The sequence below is a fragment of the Vibrio maritimus genome (genome assembly GCF_021441885.1).
Classification (GTDB): domain Bacteria; phylum Pseudomonadota; class Gammaproteobacteria; order Enterobacterales; family Vibrionaceae; genus Vibrio; species Vibrio maritimus_B.
In genome coordinates, this window is the sequence record NZ_CP090438.1 from 2,122,887 (window position 1) to 2,140,510 (window position 17,624).

The following is a 17,624-nucleotide window of genomic DNA, read 5'->3' on the forward strand; positions in this document are numbered from 1 at the left end:
TTGGCACCTACTAAACGTTAAATTGGCCATCTGTTCCCATGAACACATCTATCGACATGGGGACTTTCCCACCGTTATGAGATACCTCACCGCAAATGGCGAAGCTTAATTGGAGTGGGTTGTGATGATCTTCTTTGTAGTGAACCTCGACGTTGAGCATTCTTGGTTCAAATTGCTCAATCGTTGAAGAGATGTTCTTTTGAATATGACGCACCAAGTTCGTATTGTTTGCGAGAACGTCATTAAAATCCGGCAGACCATAATCATTATCAATCATGGCGTTACCAGAGTGTGTGTTGAGTAAATCAGCTAAATGAAGGTGGATAGACTCAATCAAATGTTTGTGCGACACCACCTTTTCATAGCTGTTCTTCGGCTCTCCTAGCTCAATTCGCTCTAGTAACCGATATCCTTTTTCCATAGGTAAATCCAAGAAAAAAGCAGCCAATTTGCACTGGCTGCTTGGTCTTATCGATATTGAGTTATTGGTCTAGTTTGCCAACCAGAGATAAGTCAAAGCTTGCACCCATGTATTTGAAGTGAGGGCGTACAGACATTGCGACTTTATACCAACCTGGATCGCCTTCAACATCTGACACTTCTACTTTGGCTGCTCGAAGTGGACGGCGACCTCGAACTTCCGCAGGTGGGTTCTCTTGGTCAGAAACATACTGTCGGATCCACTTGTTAAGCTCAATCTCTAGGTCAGAGCGCTCTTTCCATGAGCCGATTTGCTCACGTTGCAGCACTTTAATGTAGTGTGCTAAACGGTTGATAATGAACATATAAGGCAGCTGAGTACCCAACTTATAGTTCATTTCTGCTTGCTTACCTTCTGGTGTATTGGCAAACACTTTTGGTTTTTGAACCGAGTTTGCAGAGAAGAAAGCTGCATTATCAGAACCTTTGCGCATGGTTAGTGCGATAAAGCCTTCCTCTGCAAGTTCGTACTCACGGCGATCTGAAACCAAGATTTCTGTCGGTATCTTGGTTTCGATTTGACCCATTGATTCAAAGTTGTAAACAGGTAAATCAAATACAGCACCGCCACTTTGTGGACCGATGATGTTCGGGCACCAACGATACTTAGCAAATGATTCGCTAATTTTCGATGCCATCGCATAGGCCGAATTACCCCATAGGTAATTGCTGTGGCTATCTGTCACCTGCTCATCGTAGTCGAACGCCTTAATTGGATTGTCTTCAACCGAATATGGAGTACGAAGCATAAAGCGAGACGTACATAGACCTACATAACGTGCATCTTCATGCTCTCTGAAACCACGCCATTTGGTGTACTGAGGACCTTCAAACACTGATTTAAGATCTTTAAGGTTCGGAAGCTCTTCATATGAGTCCACACCAAAGAACTTAGCCGAGGCTGAAGTAATAAACGGTGCATGTGACATTGCACCTACGTTACCCATGTATTCCATCAGCTTGATGTCTGGAGATGATGCTGACAGTTGGAAGTCACAGATCACGGCCCCAACTGGTTTACCACCAAATTGACCGTACTCGCGAGTATAGATCTGTTTATAAAGCCCTGATTTTACAACCTCAGGTGCGTCTTCGAAATCATCAAGAACCTCGTCTTTCTTCGCTGAGATCAGTTCGATTTGAATGTTTTCACGGAAGTCCGTGTGATCCACCAAATACTTAAGACCACGCCATGTAGACTCAATCGCTTGAACTTCCTCGTTATGAAGAATGGCATCAACCTGTTTAGAAAGCTTTTGGTCAATTTCAGAGATCATTAGGTCAACTAAAGATTGATCAACCTTCTCAGTCGTGGAGCTACTAAGTAGTTCACCAATGAACGCCTCTACGCCACGTTTAGCAACATCAAAGCCTTCATCGCTAGGCTTTAAGCGTGTTTCGTTTAGAATGCTATCAAGAAGTGACCCTGACTCTGCGAGAGCCGCTTCTTGTTCTGGAGCTTGTGCTTCTGCCGACATGTCGTTCCTTACTCTTCTTTCGCTTCTTGGTCTTCACCAATGCTTAGTTCATCCAGTAGTTTCTTTCTCGCGTCTTCGTCTTGGAGTACCGCGGCAATCTTTTTACGGAAAGCGGGTACATTGCCAAGTGGCCCCTTCAGAGCAACAAGAGCTTCGCGTAGCTCGAGCAGACTATTTAGCTCTGGGACACTTTTGGCGATCGACTCAGGAGAAAAGTCTTTCATATCCTTGAACGTTAGATCGACACCAATCTGAGCACCTTCTTCATCTGTAAGACGGTTTTCGACGCTGACCTTTACATTCGGAGCGTAGCCATCCAATACTTCGTTAAAATTGTCTTTATCGATGTTGATTGGTGTACGTTCCTCGATCGGTGTTTCATCTGCACGTGCAGTGAAGTCACCCACCACCATCATGCTCAGCGGCAACTCTACGTCTTCTTGCGCATCGCCTGTCGCTGGAACATAACGGATATTAATTCGCTCTTTAGGAGCCACCGAGCCATCACGTGACATATTTAGTTCCTTATTTAACTCTTGTAACTAGTCGTACATTGCTTGCCACTCTTCATATTCAACTGGCAATAGTTCCTTGTTCTCATAAAGCGCTTGCAGCGTTTTGCGAATCAAGGTTTCAAGTTGCATAGATAAGTGGGGTTCCCAGCTGGCAAGATTGAATACCTTTTGTATTTCCCAACCTCGCTTCAGGTATGGCAAACACAGTGGAAACAGACCGACAGACTGGTAAGCTGCTATTAATTGCAAATGCAGAACAAACTGCCCTCTTCCTGAGCTATCCAGCTCCAGTTTTCGAGCAAGTTCCGCGGCGTGTTCCCCCAGATTATCTAGGGTAATATCCTCCGTTTGCAGTGAGTCCTCTTGAGTAACGAATACGGTTCGCACTGTACTGTCGTCATTAGAAGGCAAACCATCTTTGGCTGAGAGCCATTGACGAGTTTCTTCGTCTGCAAATGGAATAGAATTCTTAAATTCGAGTGTTTCAAGTCCATCAAACGCATGAATAAATTGTCTGACCTCATGCTTTACGGCATGCGCTGCATCAGCAAAACCTAAATTATTCAACATGGAGTAAACGTAGAAATGCCCGGTAAGCCAGAATGGCGCGTCCGTCAGCGTTCTCTCTAGCTTCTTTAGCGTTTCGATGTCACTTTCTTGCTTAGCCTTATCCTTATAATTCGCCTGTTGATCAGCAGAGACAGCCAAGCTGAGTGGCGTGATTTGGTTCTGATGATCAGGTAAGCCATCAATATCATCCCAGGTAAGATGACGGTATATTCGGTAAGCAAGCGCGCTACTCGCATCAGCATTGATAAGCACCTCAGCGACGTTTTTTAACGTACGTTTGGATGCTGCCGGAGAGGTGAAGTCCGTATCGACTTCAACTGCAGGCACATTACACTTACTTGGTTGCGAGTTTGCCTGCAGGGGCTGCTTTTCAATTAGTCGCTGTTTTTTTTCGGTTTGAGGTTCAGTTGGTTCTTGTAGCTGAATCTCTGCAGACGCCACGCTATCGTCAGCTTTTGGATCTGGCTCTTGCAGTTGACTATCTGCTGTGGCTTGTTGCATCAAGGTATTCAGCTGCGTTCTTATTTCAAAAAAGTCGCTTTCCGAGTCTTCAAAGGTCTTGTCAAACAGAGACTGAACTTTGCCTACCTCATCGACGCAAGCCGAGATCAACTCCCAGGATTGAGGTGTTTCCGACAGCTTGGTGCTAACAAGACTAAACTGATGGTTTATCCACTCGACTGCACCATCTCTGCCACGCTTACGTCTCGGGTATAGTTCAGCGCCGAACTGTTCAAGTGTCGCGACAAGTAACTCGAGCCCGCTTTTAAACCCGTCTAAACCGGACTCTTCTGTAAGCGCTCGAATGAGATAACACAGTGCCTTAATATCCTTGCTATGCTTCTCTAGAACCTCCATGGCATGCGTTTTAACGACACTCCAATCAACCGTTTCGCCAAATAGAGAACCAAACTTCTTTACTTCAGCTTCCATCATTTCGTAGCAGAACTCATAACGAGCGTCTTCTCCGCAAGGACAGCCGTCCGAGATAGGTGACAAAAGCTTATCTAAATCGACAATTGACATGTTAACCTCGACTCTCCGTTATGTAGTCTTTGAGCGCTCGCTCGACTGCAATAGCACCGCGAGCCGGCATCGACTTTTGGTGACTTTTATCGATTGAATCAGTAGCCATATTTCCTAAAAGGTCAGTAATTTCACTGAACTTTCCAGGCGCGTTCTGCTCCAACTCCGCCAAAGAGTCATGCAACTTCTTTTTGCCGAAAATAGATTTTTCAGTCACCGTGCTAAACAAAATAAATTCACTTCGCGCTACCTTTAGGTCACGAATTTTTTGAGCGAGCTCAGGAGTTTGTCCAAAGAACTGGGTTGCTGCTTCGGCTTTGGCAATTGCCTTGCTGTAATAATGAGCCTTGGTGTTTTCGGCGATAGACTCGTCAATTTGTTCCATCACGCGCTTTGGCAATACCTGGCTATAGAAGTACGCTTTTGACTGGTTGAGTAACCAAACTTCTTTAAGCTCTTGGTCCGCTTGTTGTGATTCTCCACTCAGAATAAGTTGAGCTAAGTGCTGCGCCTTCGAACCTGTGACCGTAGATAACTTGTAAGAGTCAGCGGCGGCTCTATTGAGTGCGGCCATCGCTGAAGTCAGTGTTTTGTCTGCATAAGGAAATAGTGCCCCATCCGAGATTAGCTTCTGCCTTAATTCAATGAGCTCATTTCTGACCTCTAAAACTGAGGTTGGTAATTCATCCGCTAAGCCTTGATAAGCGGCAACATTGGATTGATTGTCTTGATAGAGATCCGCAAGTTTCAATTGCTGAACTTCATAAGCTTCTCGATAAGGGGCGGTGCTGACTACATCTTTTTCCATATCGTTAAGCGCAAACTCAATATCCCATGGAGGTAGACTGAGAAAGGATGCGGTTTGCGCAGGTTTTATAGAGCTAACCATATCCGCCGGTGCAACGTCTGTTGCAACGATTGATTGCCATTTTGGTTGGCTTTGCTGATAGATATAAAAGCCAGAGGTCACGGCAACACAGATGGCTAGAGTCAGTTCTAATACCTTAAACCGCTTTACACCGGCTCTTTCTTGTGGCCGACAATGAGTAAGAACCAAATCAGCGTTACGTAAATTGCTAAAAATTGGCGCACTAGATTGTGAATCGATAGCGCTAGTATTAATTCTCGCGAGTTGTTGGGCAAAGGAAATAGCCGTAAAGCCATGACCTCTTGGTTTATTCACAACCTCTTTGATGAGCTTCCAAACATGACTAGGAATTAAAGACGGTCTCTTCCTGCTCTTTAATTGCTTATGCCAAGAATCACCAAATATCGAACCTAGGAATAGATGTCCGGTTAATAGTGCTAATGAATAGACGTCATCCTGAGGTTCCGCGATACCGCTTTCAATAAAATTAGGAGAGGCGTAGTTCAAGCTAGCTTCTGCGTACGGTTCTGCTTCACCAATATATCTTGATGCGCCGAAATCTATCAGTTTGACGTAGTCACCTTCACTGACAAGTACATTAGCTGGCTTAATGTCTAGGTGGCAAACGCCTCGCGTATGCATAAACTCTAATGCACCTGCAAGTTGATATACCAACCACGCTATATGGTCATGGCGAAAACCCTTGTTTGAGTGACGCTGCATCTTGTCTGCGACCGTCTCACCCACAACCCATTCATACATTAAATATGGGCGTTCAAACTCTGTACCAATTTTAATAAAGTTAGCGACGCTAGGATGCTGAGAGAGTTCTAATCTACTTGCTTCGTCAATCAACATATTGTTGGCGAAATCGGGCGCATCCTCGTTGATGACCTTACAACAGAGCTGCTTCTCAGGTTCATCTTTTTTTGCGAGGTGATAAATAGTTGCTCGGCCGTTCTTGGAGGCCAAAGTATCTAGCACGTCAAACTGCGAGAATAAAACGTACTCTAGCTTAAGCTTATTTCTGCTTGACGTTTGCTGCGCTGTCATTTTTCGCTTTTCAATAGCTTTAACAACTAGCTGATCAATAAATCCTTGGTTTGACCCTTGATTATCAGACACTTCTAACTCTTTCACCATACCAATATAACTAGGCGCTGATAATATTGTTTTGTGTGACTTCAGTTCAAGGCTAGTAATGAAAACGAACACTAACGCTATTAGTTTAGTGATTATTACTAACTAACGGGTTGCTTTACATTTCGCTTTAACTAACAAAATTTCACTCCACAATTTCATCTCTATATTCGCGTGTGACTTGGGTCGTATTTTTATTTTGATTAAAGTTGGGGAACTTATTTAGTAATAGCGTAATAATTCGTCATGCGAGCTTAGTCAATTACAAAACTATTAATAATAAATTTGGGTACTTTAAAGTGTTGCTGGTTGAAGCTGCAATAATCCAACTGCACCGTCAACATCAAACATGAGAAGCGATATCGGGTTATTACAACTATGCGTTTTCGTCGCATAGCTGATTAAAGCAAGTGAAGAGCAACTACCTAATGTTCCCCACAAATCATTGATTCTTTTTGGTTGCTGAGGATTGGTGAAACGTTCCGCTTTAGCGCCCAAAGCAAACCCATAATCCTCAGTATGATTGCGAATATTCGTCATATCGGTGTAGACCTCACCAAAGGACTCAATCTGTTTGCTCGCTTTTTGAACTAAACCATACATCGCTCGCGCGCTTGCTGTTTGAGTATCGATATCCAAATAGCCCAGCTTGGCTAATGGGCTAAGTTTGAGAGTAGCAACCGTACTACTTCGACACAGAGTGACACCCGCGGCACCCTCACTAGGAATCACGCCCCATGGATTATCCGAGCTCATCACTTTACTCAAATGCACTAAGTCATCGCGTATCTCATAAAGCGAATCAGTCGCAACGCACATTATCGCATCATAGCCGTCCAGCATTTCGGTCATCCTGCCTACTAGTTGGGGGCCTGACATTGTGACTATCTCTGACACCAAAATGAGTGGGCCATAATCGCTGTCATCTAGCCATGCCTGAACTTGAGAGATATCGAGATAACTCGGTATGCTCAAAAGCAAAGGGACCGGTTTGAGCATCCTTGGTAGCTGTGCAAGCAATGAATCGAGCACAATACTGAGCATTTCACAATGACGCTGCAAGGGTGAGGAACCATTGATATACTCGATATGAGCATAGGGGTAACGATCGAGCCCACCAGCTATCTCCTGCTGACTAAACTTTGCTACATTTGCCGATGCAACCGCAGTGGATATTTCAACGTTCATTCCAGCAGGTGTCACCGCCTCTACGCCTAACACATATCGCCCCTTTGAATTAAGCATCTGTGCGCTCCACTTCGGCTACATCTATACGTGTTTTAGTCAGTGTGTGCTCCTCACCTTGGCATGGAAACGAAGCGTTGTAGCTAAGCGACAGAGTCTTTGTTTCAGTATCAATAAACAAGGTATAAATACTCATGGTTTCCTTCCGCATGTGCTTGCCAAAATGGGCAACGGCGGTGTATGTGGATGATGGGATACGAAACGCGAGTGTTTCATCATGACAAAAACCACTCAATACAATGCGCTCTCCCCCTAATAAATACCCATTGCACTGCTGATCTTTTGGCGCACTTTGGTTAAACGCCACATCAAAATCAAAAGGCAACATTGGCTTTCTGGTCTCTACCCAATTTTCATCAAATGTGCCCGCATAGCGCCTTCTTTCATCAAAAAACGGAGGAATAGGTCCAAACCCTGCGACTCGAATCTTATTTGTCGCTGGCGTCCAATCTTCTTTTGGATAGAAAACAGAGGGGACCACTTGAGATATAAGTACTGCGTTCGACTTTGCAACACCGCCACCGATTCGATTTCGCTCATCTCCCCCCACGGCGTTACTGTAGTCAATCTCTCGTTCTATAAACTCAATGGGACGACTTACCGTCACCCCTCCTCCATGCTCTATCCAGACTCTCTCGCCCATAATTTTGAGAGTCTTGTCGATATGACCATCAAGCAACACTCGGCACTCATGTTGCGTAGTTGGCTTCTTGGCATAGCTGCGAGCTTTACCAAACACTAAAACGTCGGTATTGGCTTTAAAGTAAGCGAATTCATGATCGGTTTTCATCGCAGAGAGCCCGGGCTCACCTATGTATAGCGGGTCATCGAAAACCTCACTTTCTTCAAGCTCAAACCACGCCCCCTCTATCCAACGCCATGACCGTTTACCAATAACGACCCAAACCTCGTTACCATCTGCGTCTCGTTGGAAGCGTCCTTTAAGTGATAGGCCTTGATCCGATTCAATATCCCACAACTGCATTTTGACTCCTCATATTAAATCGTTCGATGGCAGACGGGGTAGAAGCAAGCTTGTTGAAGTTCCACTCTTGTTGATGAGCAGACATCATTGGAGCCCATGGAATGAAAGCCCGTGAATGCACACAAAGGTGTCGCCACAACCATACTCGCAGTAACGCGGACACATCTGGGTTACGCATCGCACTGATTGTTGATTCAAAGCTAAGTGCTTTGCCCACTCGAAGAGGATATGGAGTGATGTGCCTCTCGTCTTCAACCCACTCTTCGAGAATATCGACCACTTCTTCCCATTCTTTGTCGACGCCAACTTCTGAAGGAAGTATCGGTAACTTAGGGCCATATACCGCGTGTAAGGCTTGAATCCAGCGTTCACCTTCTATTTCATCAATAGAGAGCAACTGTTCCACTATGCTTGGAACAAGGTTGGTATTGCCGCCCAATACAAAGTCGATATGTGCATATTTAGATGACAGATTCCAAGGTTCAAACTCCGGCAGCTCAAGCAGCTTTCCGAACGTAACGACTTCATCTGAAGAAATATCACTAATTTCTATGCCGAACTGCTTCCTAAACCAAGTGCCGCGATCGTGTTTTGTCATAATACACTCGAATAAAAACGCGTCAGTAACTTGAGTATTAAGCCACTCAGTCGCTTCCTCTACCTGCTGCATCGCGAGTATTGGGTTAAGCAAATCCGGAGAGAGCCTCTCCTTCCTGAGCCAATGCTTACACAGTGCAACACCTAACGTCTGCCGGTGATTAAGCGACACTAGATATTGCGCTTTTAACGGACAATCACCATCAATCATTTTTGCCAACAGCACATCCAAACCTTGGACTCGACTCTGAATGGTTAGCATCAAAGCCATCTCAACAGAGACTTTATCTAACAAGGACAAAGCACTTAATAAATTGCTTGTCTCATTAGAAAACTCGACTTGCAACATAAGCCAAATGTATACCTCTGGTTGCTCACTGCTTAGACGGTGGATGAGCCCCGGATGGAGGTTGTAAAAAGCGATGTAGACACGTTTTAGTTCACCCATTTGTCTCTCAATTAGCGCTAAATATTCATTATCGCTACTTGGAAAGCCACGCAAAAAGATGCTCTGGCGTTGACGTAACAAAAACAGCAGCGACTCAGAGCTCAGCATCAGTTTCTCTTCACTAAACGCCATCCAATTCGCCGAGAGCTCAGTAAGTTGTTTGACTTGTTGCTGAACCTTATCTTGTGCCGCCAAAATCAGCGCTATGTCGATTGCTGTGTTGAGATCTTCGACCCCCACTCTTCGTTGCATGAACTACCTTAACTCTTTAACTCGTAATAATTGAACACAGAGATAGCACTAGTTAATGGCTATTGTGCCGCCCTGTATTTTTTGAGCTTTTTCAGCCTGAGACGTCACATATTTCCCTTTGGTCGTCACTCGCCCGTCTCTACCGCTGAGACGCGTTTGTGTCTCACCACTTTTGATAACTAATTCTTCTTCAGCTTCTATCACTAGCCGTTTAGCTCGCAATGTCAGCGAGTCATTGTCGTCGAGCAACGAGAAAAAGATATCGGTGACAATGGGTAAACTGACATCACCGTTTATAAAATCAATTCGACACGACAACTTATTGTCAATGGCCAGTTCGATTTCTGAACGGCGAAAACTTCGACCAAGTCGAGCAGAAATCGGCGACTTAAAGGGATTACCATCAAAGTTGACTCTCACCGTGACATTAGACTCCCCAATAGCCACTATGGTCCCAAAACGCGAAAAGCAAGCCGATGTTTCGGCTTGCATTTCCATGACTAATCGATCGTTTAATTCAGACTTGTTCATTGTTAATTTATCGCCACATTACCGCCCTTCACGACGACTTTATCGCTACCCTCGATGGTAATAGAAGAGCCAGAAAGCTTGATAGAACCATCACTCGTCATCACTAACGAAGAACCGCCAGTTTTAAGTACGATCTTGTCGCCACTAACTATCTGCGTCGCTCCATCCGCTTTGTATGAAGTATTCCCATTCACCGATACCGTTAGATTACCGCCGACTGTTTGATTATCATCCGCCCCAATATCTGAGCTTTTCGACGCCCCTACAGTCAGGTTGCTGTTTTCACCGACATCAAGGTCATCATTTTTGCCAATCTTAGTCGTTCTGTTATCACCAATCTCCAGCTCAACATTATTCTTAACAAACTGAGTTTCGTTGGCGTTGTAGGTAACCGTGACATCTTGCTCCACCGTTTCTGTAAAGGTGCTGTTGACCTGTGTTGTCTTGTGCCCGTCAATTGTCTCTTTGTGATCGCCATGAATTTCATTGGTTTGATGGCGAGCAACCTTGAGAAACTCATCTTGCCCAATGTCTCGGAAACGATTGTTAAGAACCTTCGTCGACATGTCCTTTTGAGCGTGAATATAAACCTCTTCCTGATCCGCTTCGTCTTCAAAGCTCAACTCGTTATAGCCGGTTCCCTTGTGCGTTTGCGTACGAAACGTGGTGCGCGTTTTGTTCTCTGGCAATGAGTACGGAGGGAAATGAAGTCCGTTATATACCGCGCCTGTAACCAACGGTCGGTCTGGGTCGCCTTCTAAAAAAGTGACGACGACTTCATGGCCTATTCTTGGCAAATAAACCGCGCCCCACGTTGGCGCTGCCATTGATTGACTTACCCTGATCCAACAGCTCGAATGTTCGTCATTACCACCATATCGATCCCAGTGAAATTGCACCTTAATGCGACCTAATTTATCCGTATAGATCTCTTCGCCAGCCGGCCCGACAACGACGGCTGTTTGGGGGCCATCAACAACAGGGGCCGCGAGTTTAGGGGCTCGATACTCTACTTCTCTGGAGATACATATGAATTGGTTATGATAGGTCGTCGCTTGCCCACCAGCTTCGTCCTCATGAACTTGAGGATTGCTGCCGCAGTGCATAACGGACAACATGATGTATTCGCGATTTATTTCAGATCTTGGGTGCTCTCCAATATTGAAGCTGTACCCCGCAGCAAGGCGCATTACATCACTTGATGCTTCCACATACTGGTTATCGACAATATGCTCTGACATCCATTCTTTTGTTCGTACCTGCCCCATAGCAGGGTCGACATAGCGTCCAGGATAATCAAACAGCTTCAAGTCATTATCCAGATCACCAGTACTGGTCATCTCTTGTGGAATCTTGGGCTGCTCGTAGTTGTAGTCTGTGTAGGTGACTTGTCCTGTGCGCACACGGTCTACCAACTCTAAATCACTGATATGCTCCCTATCTGGTACCCCACCGCCATCAGCATGATAGACAATAGGACCAATATAAGAGGCGTTTAGAGGCGTACTAATAAGTGAAGCAATCGCATCGTTACTATCAACGATGACCATGGTGTGATTTGTTTCGGTATGTTCGAAGTAATACCACATTCCATGCTCAGCAAGCATTCGCTGGACAAAATGTAAGTCCGTTTCTCGGTATTGAAGTACGTAATCTTTAGCAGGATAGTTGCCGGATAGCTCGAAACGATAATCTGTCACTGCAGCATCATCGAGCACTTCAGTGACGATGTCTTGTGCAGATTTTTGCTGAAAAATGCGGCAGTCCTGACGCTGCGATAAAAACCAACATTGAGGAACCAATACGAGCTGATAGCGTGAAAAACGACGCCCGGTTCCCAAATAGCGAACTTCGTTAACAACACCGCTAAAATGCCGTGCTGTCGCCACACCTTGACCATAAAGGGAAAGATGCCCTGCCTTACGAATGAGCGATTCTGTTGTTACATTAGGTTCAAGTGAAAGCAATGATAATGTGATTTGAAACGGCTTTGAAAGTTCTTCTGTGACTTGGAAACTTTCCACCCTAAACTCGTGACCGCATCCTGGCACTTCAAACTTAAATTCTACGTCATTCACCATATCTCTCACCTGATACTAATAATAGAGTAAGGGCCAACAGAGGTTGGCCCTAGATTGTTTCGCGTTAAGCCATTAAGCTTCGCGAGGCGTACGCCAGTCATCGTTACCCGCAGTACCACAGTTTTCGTGGGTCACTTCAATTGCACGGTAAGTGAACTTAAGAACTTCTTCTGTCACGCGATCAGACGTTGCTGCATCTTGGCAGTGACTCATGCGAGTTTGCATATCTACCAATAGTGCGTCGATAAGCTTGATTGAGTAGTAGTGCTCTTGTTTACCTTGAACCGAAGTGCGGTAAAAACGAATCACACACTCTGGAAGTTTCTCACCCGATACAAGCGCGTTGAATAAAAGTGGAGAACAACGGTCTTGAACCTTAGTAACAACTACTGGCTTGTGTACACGTTGGCCTGTTGGTTGACCACTTTGTGGATCACGAGGAATAGTTAGTACGTGATCAAGTTCTTGAACTAGAAACTCATCTACGTGAGCTTCTTGCCATGTGTTACCTACTGAGTCCGCAGAGTAAGTGTCTTTAGTAATTTGACCCTGAGTTTCGCCTTCAATTGACATATATGCTGGAGTTGGCATTGTTATTTCCTTTTCTCTTAAATCTAATCGTATTAATTAACCAAATCGCTTATCACCGCGACTGATTACATATATACAATCATCATGCCAACATTTATTGCCTATATTTATCAGGTAGTTACATAATGCAGGCGTCAATCTACACTATTATCAACTACAAGTTATTGTTAGATAATCCAAGTTATTGCCAAAGCATATTAATAAATTGTTCACTCTTGATAAAGTTAAAATCACCAATAAAAACCGCTCAAATTAATGCGATATGAATACACAAAAAGCCACAATAACTATTACTTAGTTCATAAGCACTGATTTTAGCAAGCTTCGATTATTCATATTCAAAAAACACCAATAAAAAACGACCAAATTCTGCCAGTCAAAATATCGCCATTCAGAAAGGAAACAATCAATTTTAGTATAATAGCCACTAACTTTCTCAATAACTAAAAAGCAGATAGATGATAAATATAAACCTTTCTTCATTAATACAGCGTCTTCACCCTCTAGCAAAAACGGCTTTAGAAGATGCAGCTGCACTTGCAGTGACAGAAAAAGCAACAGAAGTCCAAATTGAGCATTATTTGTTAAGTTTATTGGAACGACCAAATAGTGATTTTGACGTGTTATTAAGTCACTTTGATTGTTCGGAGAATCTATTAAGACAGTCCGTTCGTTCTTGCCTTGATAGTGACGCAAGAGGTAACGGAAGCAAACCTGTGTTTTCTGCTTTATTGATTGAGTGGTTGCAAGAAAGCTGGCTGGTATCATCACTTGATCTTTCAGAAACGCAAATTCGTTCTGGTGCCCTACTACTCACCTTAGTTAGCAACCCGCTGCGCTATGGTCAACATGGCTATGCCGAGCTACTTAGTAGCGTCAGTCCAGACAGTCTAAAACGTAACTTCACTGACCTTACTAGCCACTCAATCGAAGCACAGGTTGCATCCTCTGAAAAAACAGAAGCTCGCGAAGCAGGTTCAGCGCTCAGTCAGTTTACAACTGATTTCACTGGTAAAGCCCGAAATGGCGAGATTGATCCTGTGTTCTGCCGTGACCATGAGATACGCCAAATCGTCGATATTCTCGCGCGCCGTCGCAAAAACAACCCGATTGCAGTCGGCGAGCCGGGTGTCGGCAAGACTGCTGTTGTCGAAGGTTTAGCACTTAAAATTGTTCAAGGTGAGGTCCCGGATAATCTAAAAGGCGTTGAGCTTTACGGATTAGATATGGGTTTGTTGCAGGCCGGAGCAAGTGTAAAAGGTGAATTCGAGAAACGTCTCAATGCAGTTTTAGAGGAGGTGAAGAGCTCTCCTACTCCGATCATTCTATTCATTGACGAAGCCCACACTCTCGTTGGAGGTGGCAATCAGGCAGGTGGTAGCGATGCAGCAAACCTACTCAAACCAGCACTCGCACGTGGAGAAGTGAAAACAATCGCCGCTACAACTTGGAGCGAATACAAGAAGTACTTCGAGAAAGATCCAGCGCTCGCTCGACGCTTCCAACTGGTGAAGCTCGACGAACCGTCACCAGAACAGGCTGCGCTCATTATTCGTGGCTTGCGTCCAGCTTATGAAAAGTCTCATAACGTTTATGTGAGAGACGATGCTATCACTGCAGCCGCTGCACTCTCAGCACGCTATATCTCTGGTCGTCAACTTCCCGATAAAGCGATAGACGTGCTCGATACCGCTTGTGCTCGAGTCAATATCAGTCTCAACGCCGTGCCAGCACCTATTGAAACACTGCGCCAAACACTCGCAGCCCAGCAAAGAGAACTGGATGCATTAGAGCGTGACGCGTTGCAGCAAACTGGTGACAAGCACAGCTTAGCGACAATTCCGGATTTGAAACAATCTATGGAAGTCACTAAAGAAGATCTTAAGGTCCTCGATACGCAGTGGCAAAAAGAGTGCAATCACATTGAAGAAATGATTGCCCTTCGTACGCGTCTACACGAGTTGACCGAGGGTACGGATGGAAGCCAAGAAAAAGCTCAAGCAACACCTGAAAACGAGAATACCGATGAGGTCATCAATCCTTACCAAGAAATGGACGAGGAGCAAGTTCGTATAGCGATCGCTGCCTGCCAAGAGCTTCTAGACGCTGTAAGAGATGGCAACCCACTTGTCCATTACGAAGTCGGCCCAGACGAGGTAAGCCACGTGATCTCTGATTGGACAGGTATTCCGATGGGCAAGATGCTGCAAGATGAGGCAGAAACTACATTGTCGCTAAAACAAAGCCTCAATGACAACATTAAAGGTCAAGAGTTTGCCATTTCGGCGCTTTCTGAGGGTATTCAAACTGCCAAAGCTGGTCTAGGAAACCCAGAAGCACCTACTGGTGTGTTCCTTTTAGTAGGTCCAAGTGGGGTTGGTAAAACCGAAACCGCACGTGCTATCGCCGATCAAATGTTTGGTGGCGAGCGCTTTATGACCACAATTAACATGTCAGAGTTTCAAGAAAAGCACACTGTGTCACGTCTAATTGGCTCGCCTCCAGGCTATGTAGGTTACGGTGAAGGTGGAATGTTAACCGAAGCAGTGCGTCAAAGACCTTACTCGGTCGTCCTACTTGATGAAGTTGAAAAAGCCGACCCAGAAGTGCTGAATCTGTTTTATCAAGTGTTCGATAAAGGCACGCTTAACGACGGTGAAGGTCGTACAATTGATTTCAAAAACACGCTGGTCATCATGACCAGCAACCTTGCTACGCATGAAATCGAATCTCTAGCTCAACAATCAAAGGACATCGATGCGAACATCGTTGCGGAAGCCATAAGACCAACGCTAAATCAGCATTTCAAGCCTGCTCTGCTCGCTCGCATGTCGGTACTACCATTTATGCCCCTCTCGGATGACGCTATGACCGATATTATTCACCATAAACTCGCCGGGGTCTCAGAGCGCCTCCAGAGCCATCATAAATTGTCGCTGTCATATCAAGAGAACTTGGTTGAGTTTGTTTTAGGAAACTGCCGTCTCGCCGAAACTGGCGCACGTAACATTGATGCAGTTATTAATCGCCAATTGCTTCCTCAGCTTTCCACTCAGCTATTGGTTCATGACAAAGACGATGCTCATACCACTATCGCTGTTGACGTCGATGAACAAGGTAAACTGTCCTATGAGTTCAGCTAACCATAGCGAGCTGGGCAATGCGTTACTCGCGATCAGTCAGTCATTGGCTGATCGTAATCAGTTGACTCAGACATTGGAAGCCGTGCTTACTGCGGCAAAACAAATGACGATGGCTCGCCATGGCATCATTTATGTTCTTGATCAGACCGGAGAGACCTTGCTACCCACTTGCGCCTACCATAATGACAAGATCGCAAAGGAGCATCCGTGGACGCCTATCGAGATCGATTCCGCGAGCGAGTCCGATCCTTTCAACTTCGCTGTTCACAATGGTGAAGTGGTATTGATTAACGAGCTCTACAAGTACAACGGTTACGACTGCGAAAACATCTATCAAGCAGAACAAACCCTGGGTCTCACCAGTCAAAACCTTTTGGCGTGGCCGTTGGTTGATGAGTCAGGCAATACGATTGGACTCTTAGTTCTGCTCGATCTCAGTGTGATCGATAATGAAGCGGCTTTGACGGAGTTTTGTCGAATGGCCGCAAGCCATATACGACAAGCAATCTGGTTAGAGCAATATGGTCAAGTGATCGAGAACCTAAGTGGCGGTAATCAGCTGAAAAAGCCTTCAGAGAAACTATCAACAAAGTCTAAACGCAAGTCATCTTCAGAGCCTGTCGCAATCAGCAGTGAGATGTTGAGCGTTTTTGAACGCTTAGATAGAGTGCTGTCCCTCCCTGTCGACGTGTTACTGAGGGGAGAAACTGGCACGGGTAAAGAGGTCATGGCTAAGTATATCCATGAAAACTCTAACCGCTCTAAGGCTCCACTCGTCGTGCAAAACTGCGCCGCCATACCGGAGCAACTATTAGAATCAGAGTTATTCGGCCATAAAAAAGGCTCGTTTACTGGTGCAGATAAAGACAAAGTTGGACTCTTTGAAGCTGCCAATGGTGGCACTTTGTTTCTAGACGAAATTGGTGATATGCCAATGTTATTGCAGGCAAAGTTACTGCGTGTACTGCAAGAGCGTAAAGTTCGCCCGGTAGGCGCGAGTAAAGAGATAGAAGTAGATGTACGCGTCATTGCCGCTACACACTGTAATCTGATGGGGCAAATTCAAGAAGGACGATTCCGAGCGGATTTGTTCTATCGACTCAATGTGTTCCCAATTACGCTTCCTCCATTACGCACAAGGCGAGATGATATACTCCCTCTGGCAGAGCATTTCGTTAAACTAGCCTCAAAAAAGCTTGGGCTTCCCCAGTCTCTATCCATAAGCGCCCATGTTCGAAAACAGTTACTCGACTACCCTTATCCAGGAAACGTTCGAGAACTGAAAAACATCATCGAACGCTCGGTGTTACTCTCTGACTTTGAAACCTTATCAACGATTGAATTTGGTGAGCAGGCTCCTGAGCAAGTAGTTCAGCAGCCTACTCAGATTACTGAGTCATCTGTGAGCGTAGCTACGCCTTCGAGTGAACCATCTATGGAAGAGGTCTCTAAGGGGCTTAAAGAAGCCGTGGGTGAATATGAACGCACGGTGATCATTGATTGCCTTCGTGAGTGCAATTGGCATACCAAACGAGCAGCTGAGCAGCTGTCACTACCGTTAAGTACTCTGAATCATAAGATGAAGAAGTATGATATTTCTGCAGCAGGTTAGCATTGGAGTTAGGCTTTTAAGACGCTTGTCGACACATTAAAAAAGCGCTCTCATGATGAGAG

Annotated in this window: 13 protein-coding genes; 2 read left to right on the forward strand and 11 right to left on the reverse strand. The window is 45.1% G+C overall.

Annotated features, from left to right (window positions below; translation table 11 throughout):
• Positions 1–10: 10 nt before the first annotated feature.
• The 11 genes from tssE to LY387_RS09775 form a co-directional block, all read right to left on the reverse strand.
• A complete protein-coding gene (gene tssE, locus LY387_RS09725) occupies positions 11–421 on the reverse strand; it encodes a type VI secretion system baseplate subunit TssE (RefSeq protein WP_042475334.1) in 411 nt (136 codons plus the stop codon).
• Positions 422–482: 61 nt separating this feature from the next.
• Positions 483–1,958: a type VI secretion system contractile sheath large subunit gene (gene tssC, locus LY387_RS09730; protein WP_042475331.1), complete on the reverse strand. Its 1,476-nt coding sequence runs from the start codon at positions 1,956–1,958 to the stop codon at positions 483–485.
• A gap of 8 nt (positions 1,959–1,966) precedes the next feature.
• Positions 1,967–2,473, reverse strand: coding sequence for a type VI secretion system contractile sheath small subunit (gene tssB / locus LY387_RS09735; protein WP_234493934.1), 507 nt, complete (start codon positions 2,471–2,473; stop codon positions 1,967–1,969).
• Positions 2,474–2,500: 27 nt separating this feature from the next.
• A complete protein-coding gene (gene tssA, locus LY387_RS09740) occupies positions 2,501–4,069 on the reverse strand; it encodes a type VI secretion system protein TssA (RefSeq protein ID WP_234493935.1) in 1,569 nt (522 codons plus the stop codon).
• A gap of 1 nt (position 4,070) precedes the next feature.
• On the reverse strand, positions 4,071–6,062 hold the full coding sequence (locus tag LY387_RS09745; RefSeq protein WP_234493936.1) for a serine/threonine protein kinase: 1,992 nt from the start codon (positions 6,060–6,062) through the stop codon (positions 4,071–4,073).
• Positions 6,063–6,371: 309 nt separating this feature from the next.
• Positions 6,372–7,322, reverse strand: a complete 951-nt coding sequence (locus LY387_RS09750; protein ID WP_234493937.1) for a hypothetical protein — start codon at positions 7,320–7,322, stop codon at positions 6,372–6,374.
• A complete protein-coding gene (locus LY387_RS09755) occupies positions 7,315–8,307 on the reverse strand; it encodes a DUF2169 family type VI secretion system accessory protein (protein WP_234493938.1) in 993 nt (330 codons plus the stop codon). The genes LY387_RS09750 and LY387_RS09755 overlap by 8 nt, the downstream gene beginning before the upstream one ends.
• Positions 8,288–9,604 carry a hypothetical protein gene (locus LY387_RS09760; RefSeq protein ID WP_234493939.1) on the reverse strand — a complete coding sequence of 439 codons (1,317 nt, stop codon included), beginning with the start codon at positions 9,602–9,604 and terminating at the stop codon, positions 8,288–8,290. Before LY387_RS09760 ends, LY387_RS09755 begins: the two co-directional genes overlap by 20 nt.
• Before the next feature lie 48 nt (positions 9,605–9,652).
• Positions 9,653–10,135 carry a hypothetical protein gene (locus LY387_RS09765; protein ID WP_234493940.1) on the reverse strand — a complete coding sequence of 161 codons (483 nt, stop codon included), beginning with the start codon at positions 10,133–10,135 and terminating at the stop codon, positions 9,653–9,655.
• 2 nt (positions 10,136–10,137) lie between these two features.
• Positions 10,138–12,216 carry a type VI secretion system tip protein VgrG gene (gene tssI, locus LY387_RS09770; RefSeq protein ID WP_234493941.1) on the reverse strand — a complete coding sequence of 693 codons (2,079 nt, stop codon included), beginning with the start codon at positions 12,214–12,216 and terminating at the stop codon, positions 10,138–10,140.
• A gap of 72 nt (positions 12,217–12,288) precedes the next feature.
• The gene (locus tag LY387_RS09775; protein WP_042475319.1) at positions 12,289–12,807 is read right to left on the reverse strand and encodes an Hcp family type VI secretion system effector; all 519 of its coding nucleotides are present in this window, start codon (positions 12,805–12,807) and stop codon (positions 12,289–12,291) included.
• A 458-nt stretch (positions 12,808–13,265) separates the two neighbouring features.
• Between LY387_RS09775 and tssH the strand changes: the two genes are divergently transcribed.
• Both tssH and LY387_RS09785 read left to right on the forward strand, forming a co-directional pair.
• Complete coding sequence (gene tssH, locus LY387_RS09780) at positions 13,266–15,950, forward strand: type VI secretion system ATPase TssH (protein WP_234493942.1); 2,685 nt, start codon at positions 13,266–13,268, stop codon at positions 15,948–15,950.
• Complete coding sequence (locus LY387_RS09785; protein ID WP_234493943.1) at positions 15,937–17,562, forward strand: sigma-54-dependent Fis family transcriptional regulator; 1,626 nt, start codon at positions 15,937–15,939, stop codon at positions 17,560–17,562. Before tssH ends, LY387_RS09785 begins: the two co-directional genes overlap by 14 nt.
• Positions 17,563–17,624: the final 62 nt, after the last annotated feature.

Bases quoted from the DNA above. Each gene is read 5' to 3' on its own strand.
- tssE (WP_042475334.1), bottom strand. From the start codon at position 421: ATGGAAAAAGGATATCGGTTACTAGAGCGAATTGAGCTAGGAGAGCCG.
- tssC (WP_042475331.1), bottom strand. From the start codon at position 1,958: ATGTCGGCAGAAGCACAAGCTCCAGAACAAGAAGCGGCTCTCGCAGAG.
- tssB (WP_234493934.1), bottom strand. From the start codon at position 2,473: ATGTCACGTGATGGCTCGGTGGCTCCTAAAGAGCGAATTAATATCCGT.
- tssA (WP_234493935.1), bottom strand. From the start codon at position 4,069: ATGTCAATTGTCGATTTAGATAAGCTTTTGTCACCTATCTCGGACGGC.
- LY387_RS09750 (WP_234493937.1), bottom strand. From the start codon at position 7,322: ATGCTTAATTCAAAGGGGCGATATGTGTTAGGCGTAGAGGCGGTGACA.
- LY387_RS09755 (WP_234493938.1), bottom strand. From the start codon at position 8,307: ATGCAGTTGTGGGATATTGAATCGGATCAAGGCCTATCACTTAAAGGA.
- LY387_RS09760 (WP_234493939.1), bottom strand. From the start codon at position 9,604: ATGCAACGAAGAGTGGGGGTCGAAGATCTCAACACAGCAATCGACATA.
- LY387_RS09765 (WP_234493940.1), bottom strand. From the start codon at position 10,135: ATGAACAAGTCTGAATTAAACGATCGATTAGTCATGGAAATGCAAGCC.
- tssI (WP_234493941.1), bottom strand. From the start codon at position 12,216: ATGGTGAATGACGTAGAATTTAAGTTTGAAGTGCCAGGATGCGGTCAC.
- LY387_RS09775 (WP_042475319.1), bottom strand. From the start codon at position 12,807: ATGCCAACTCCAGCATATATGTCAATTGAAGGCGAAACTCAGGGTCAA.
- tssH (WP_234493942.1), top strand. From the start codon at position 13,266: ATGATAAATATAAACCTTTCTTCATTAATACAGCGTCTTCACCCTCTA.
- LY387_RS09785 (WP_234493943.1), top strand. From the start codon at position 15,937: ATGAGTTCAGCTAACCATAGCGAGCTGGGCAATGCGTTACTCGCGATC.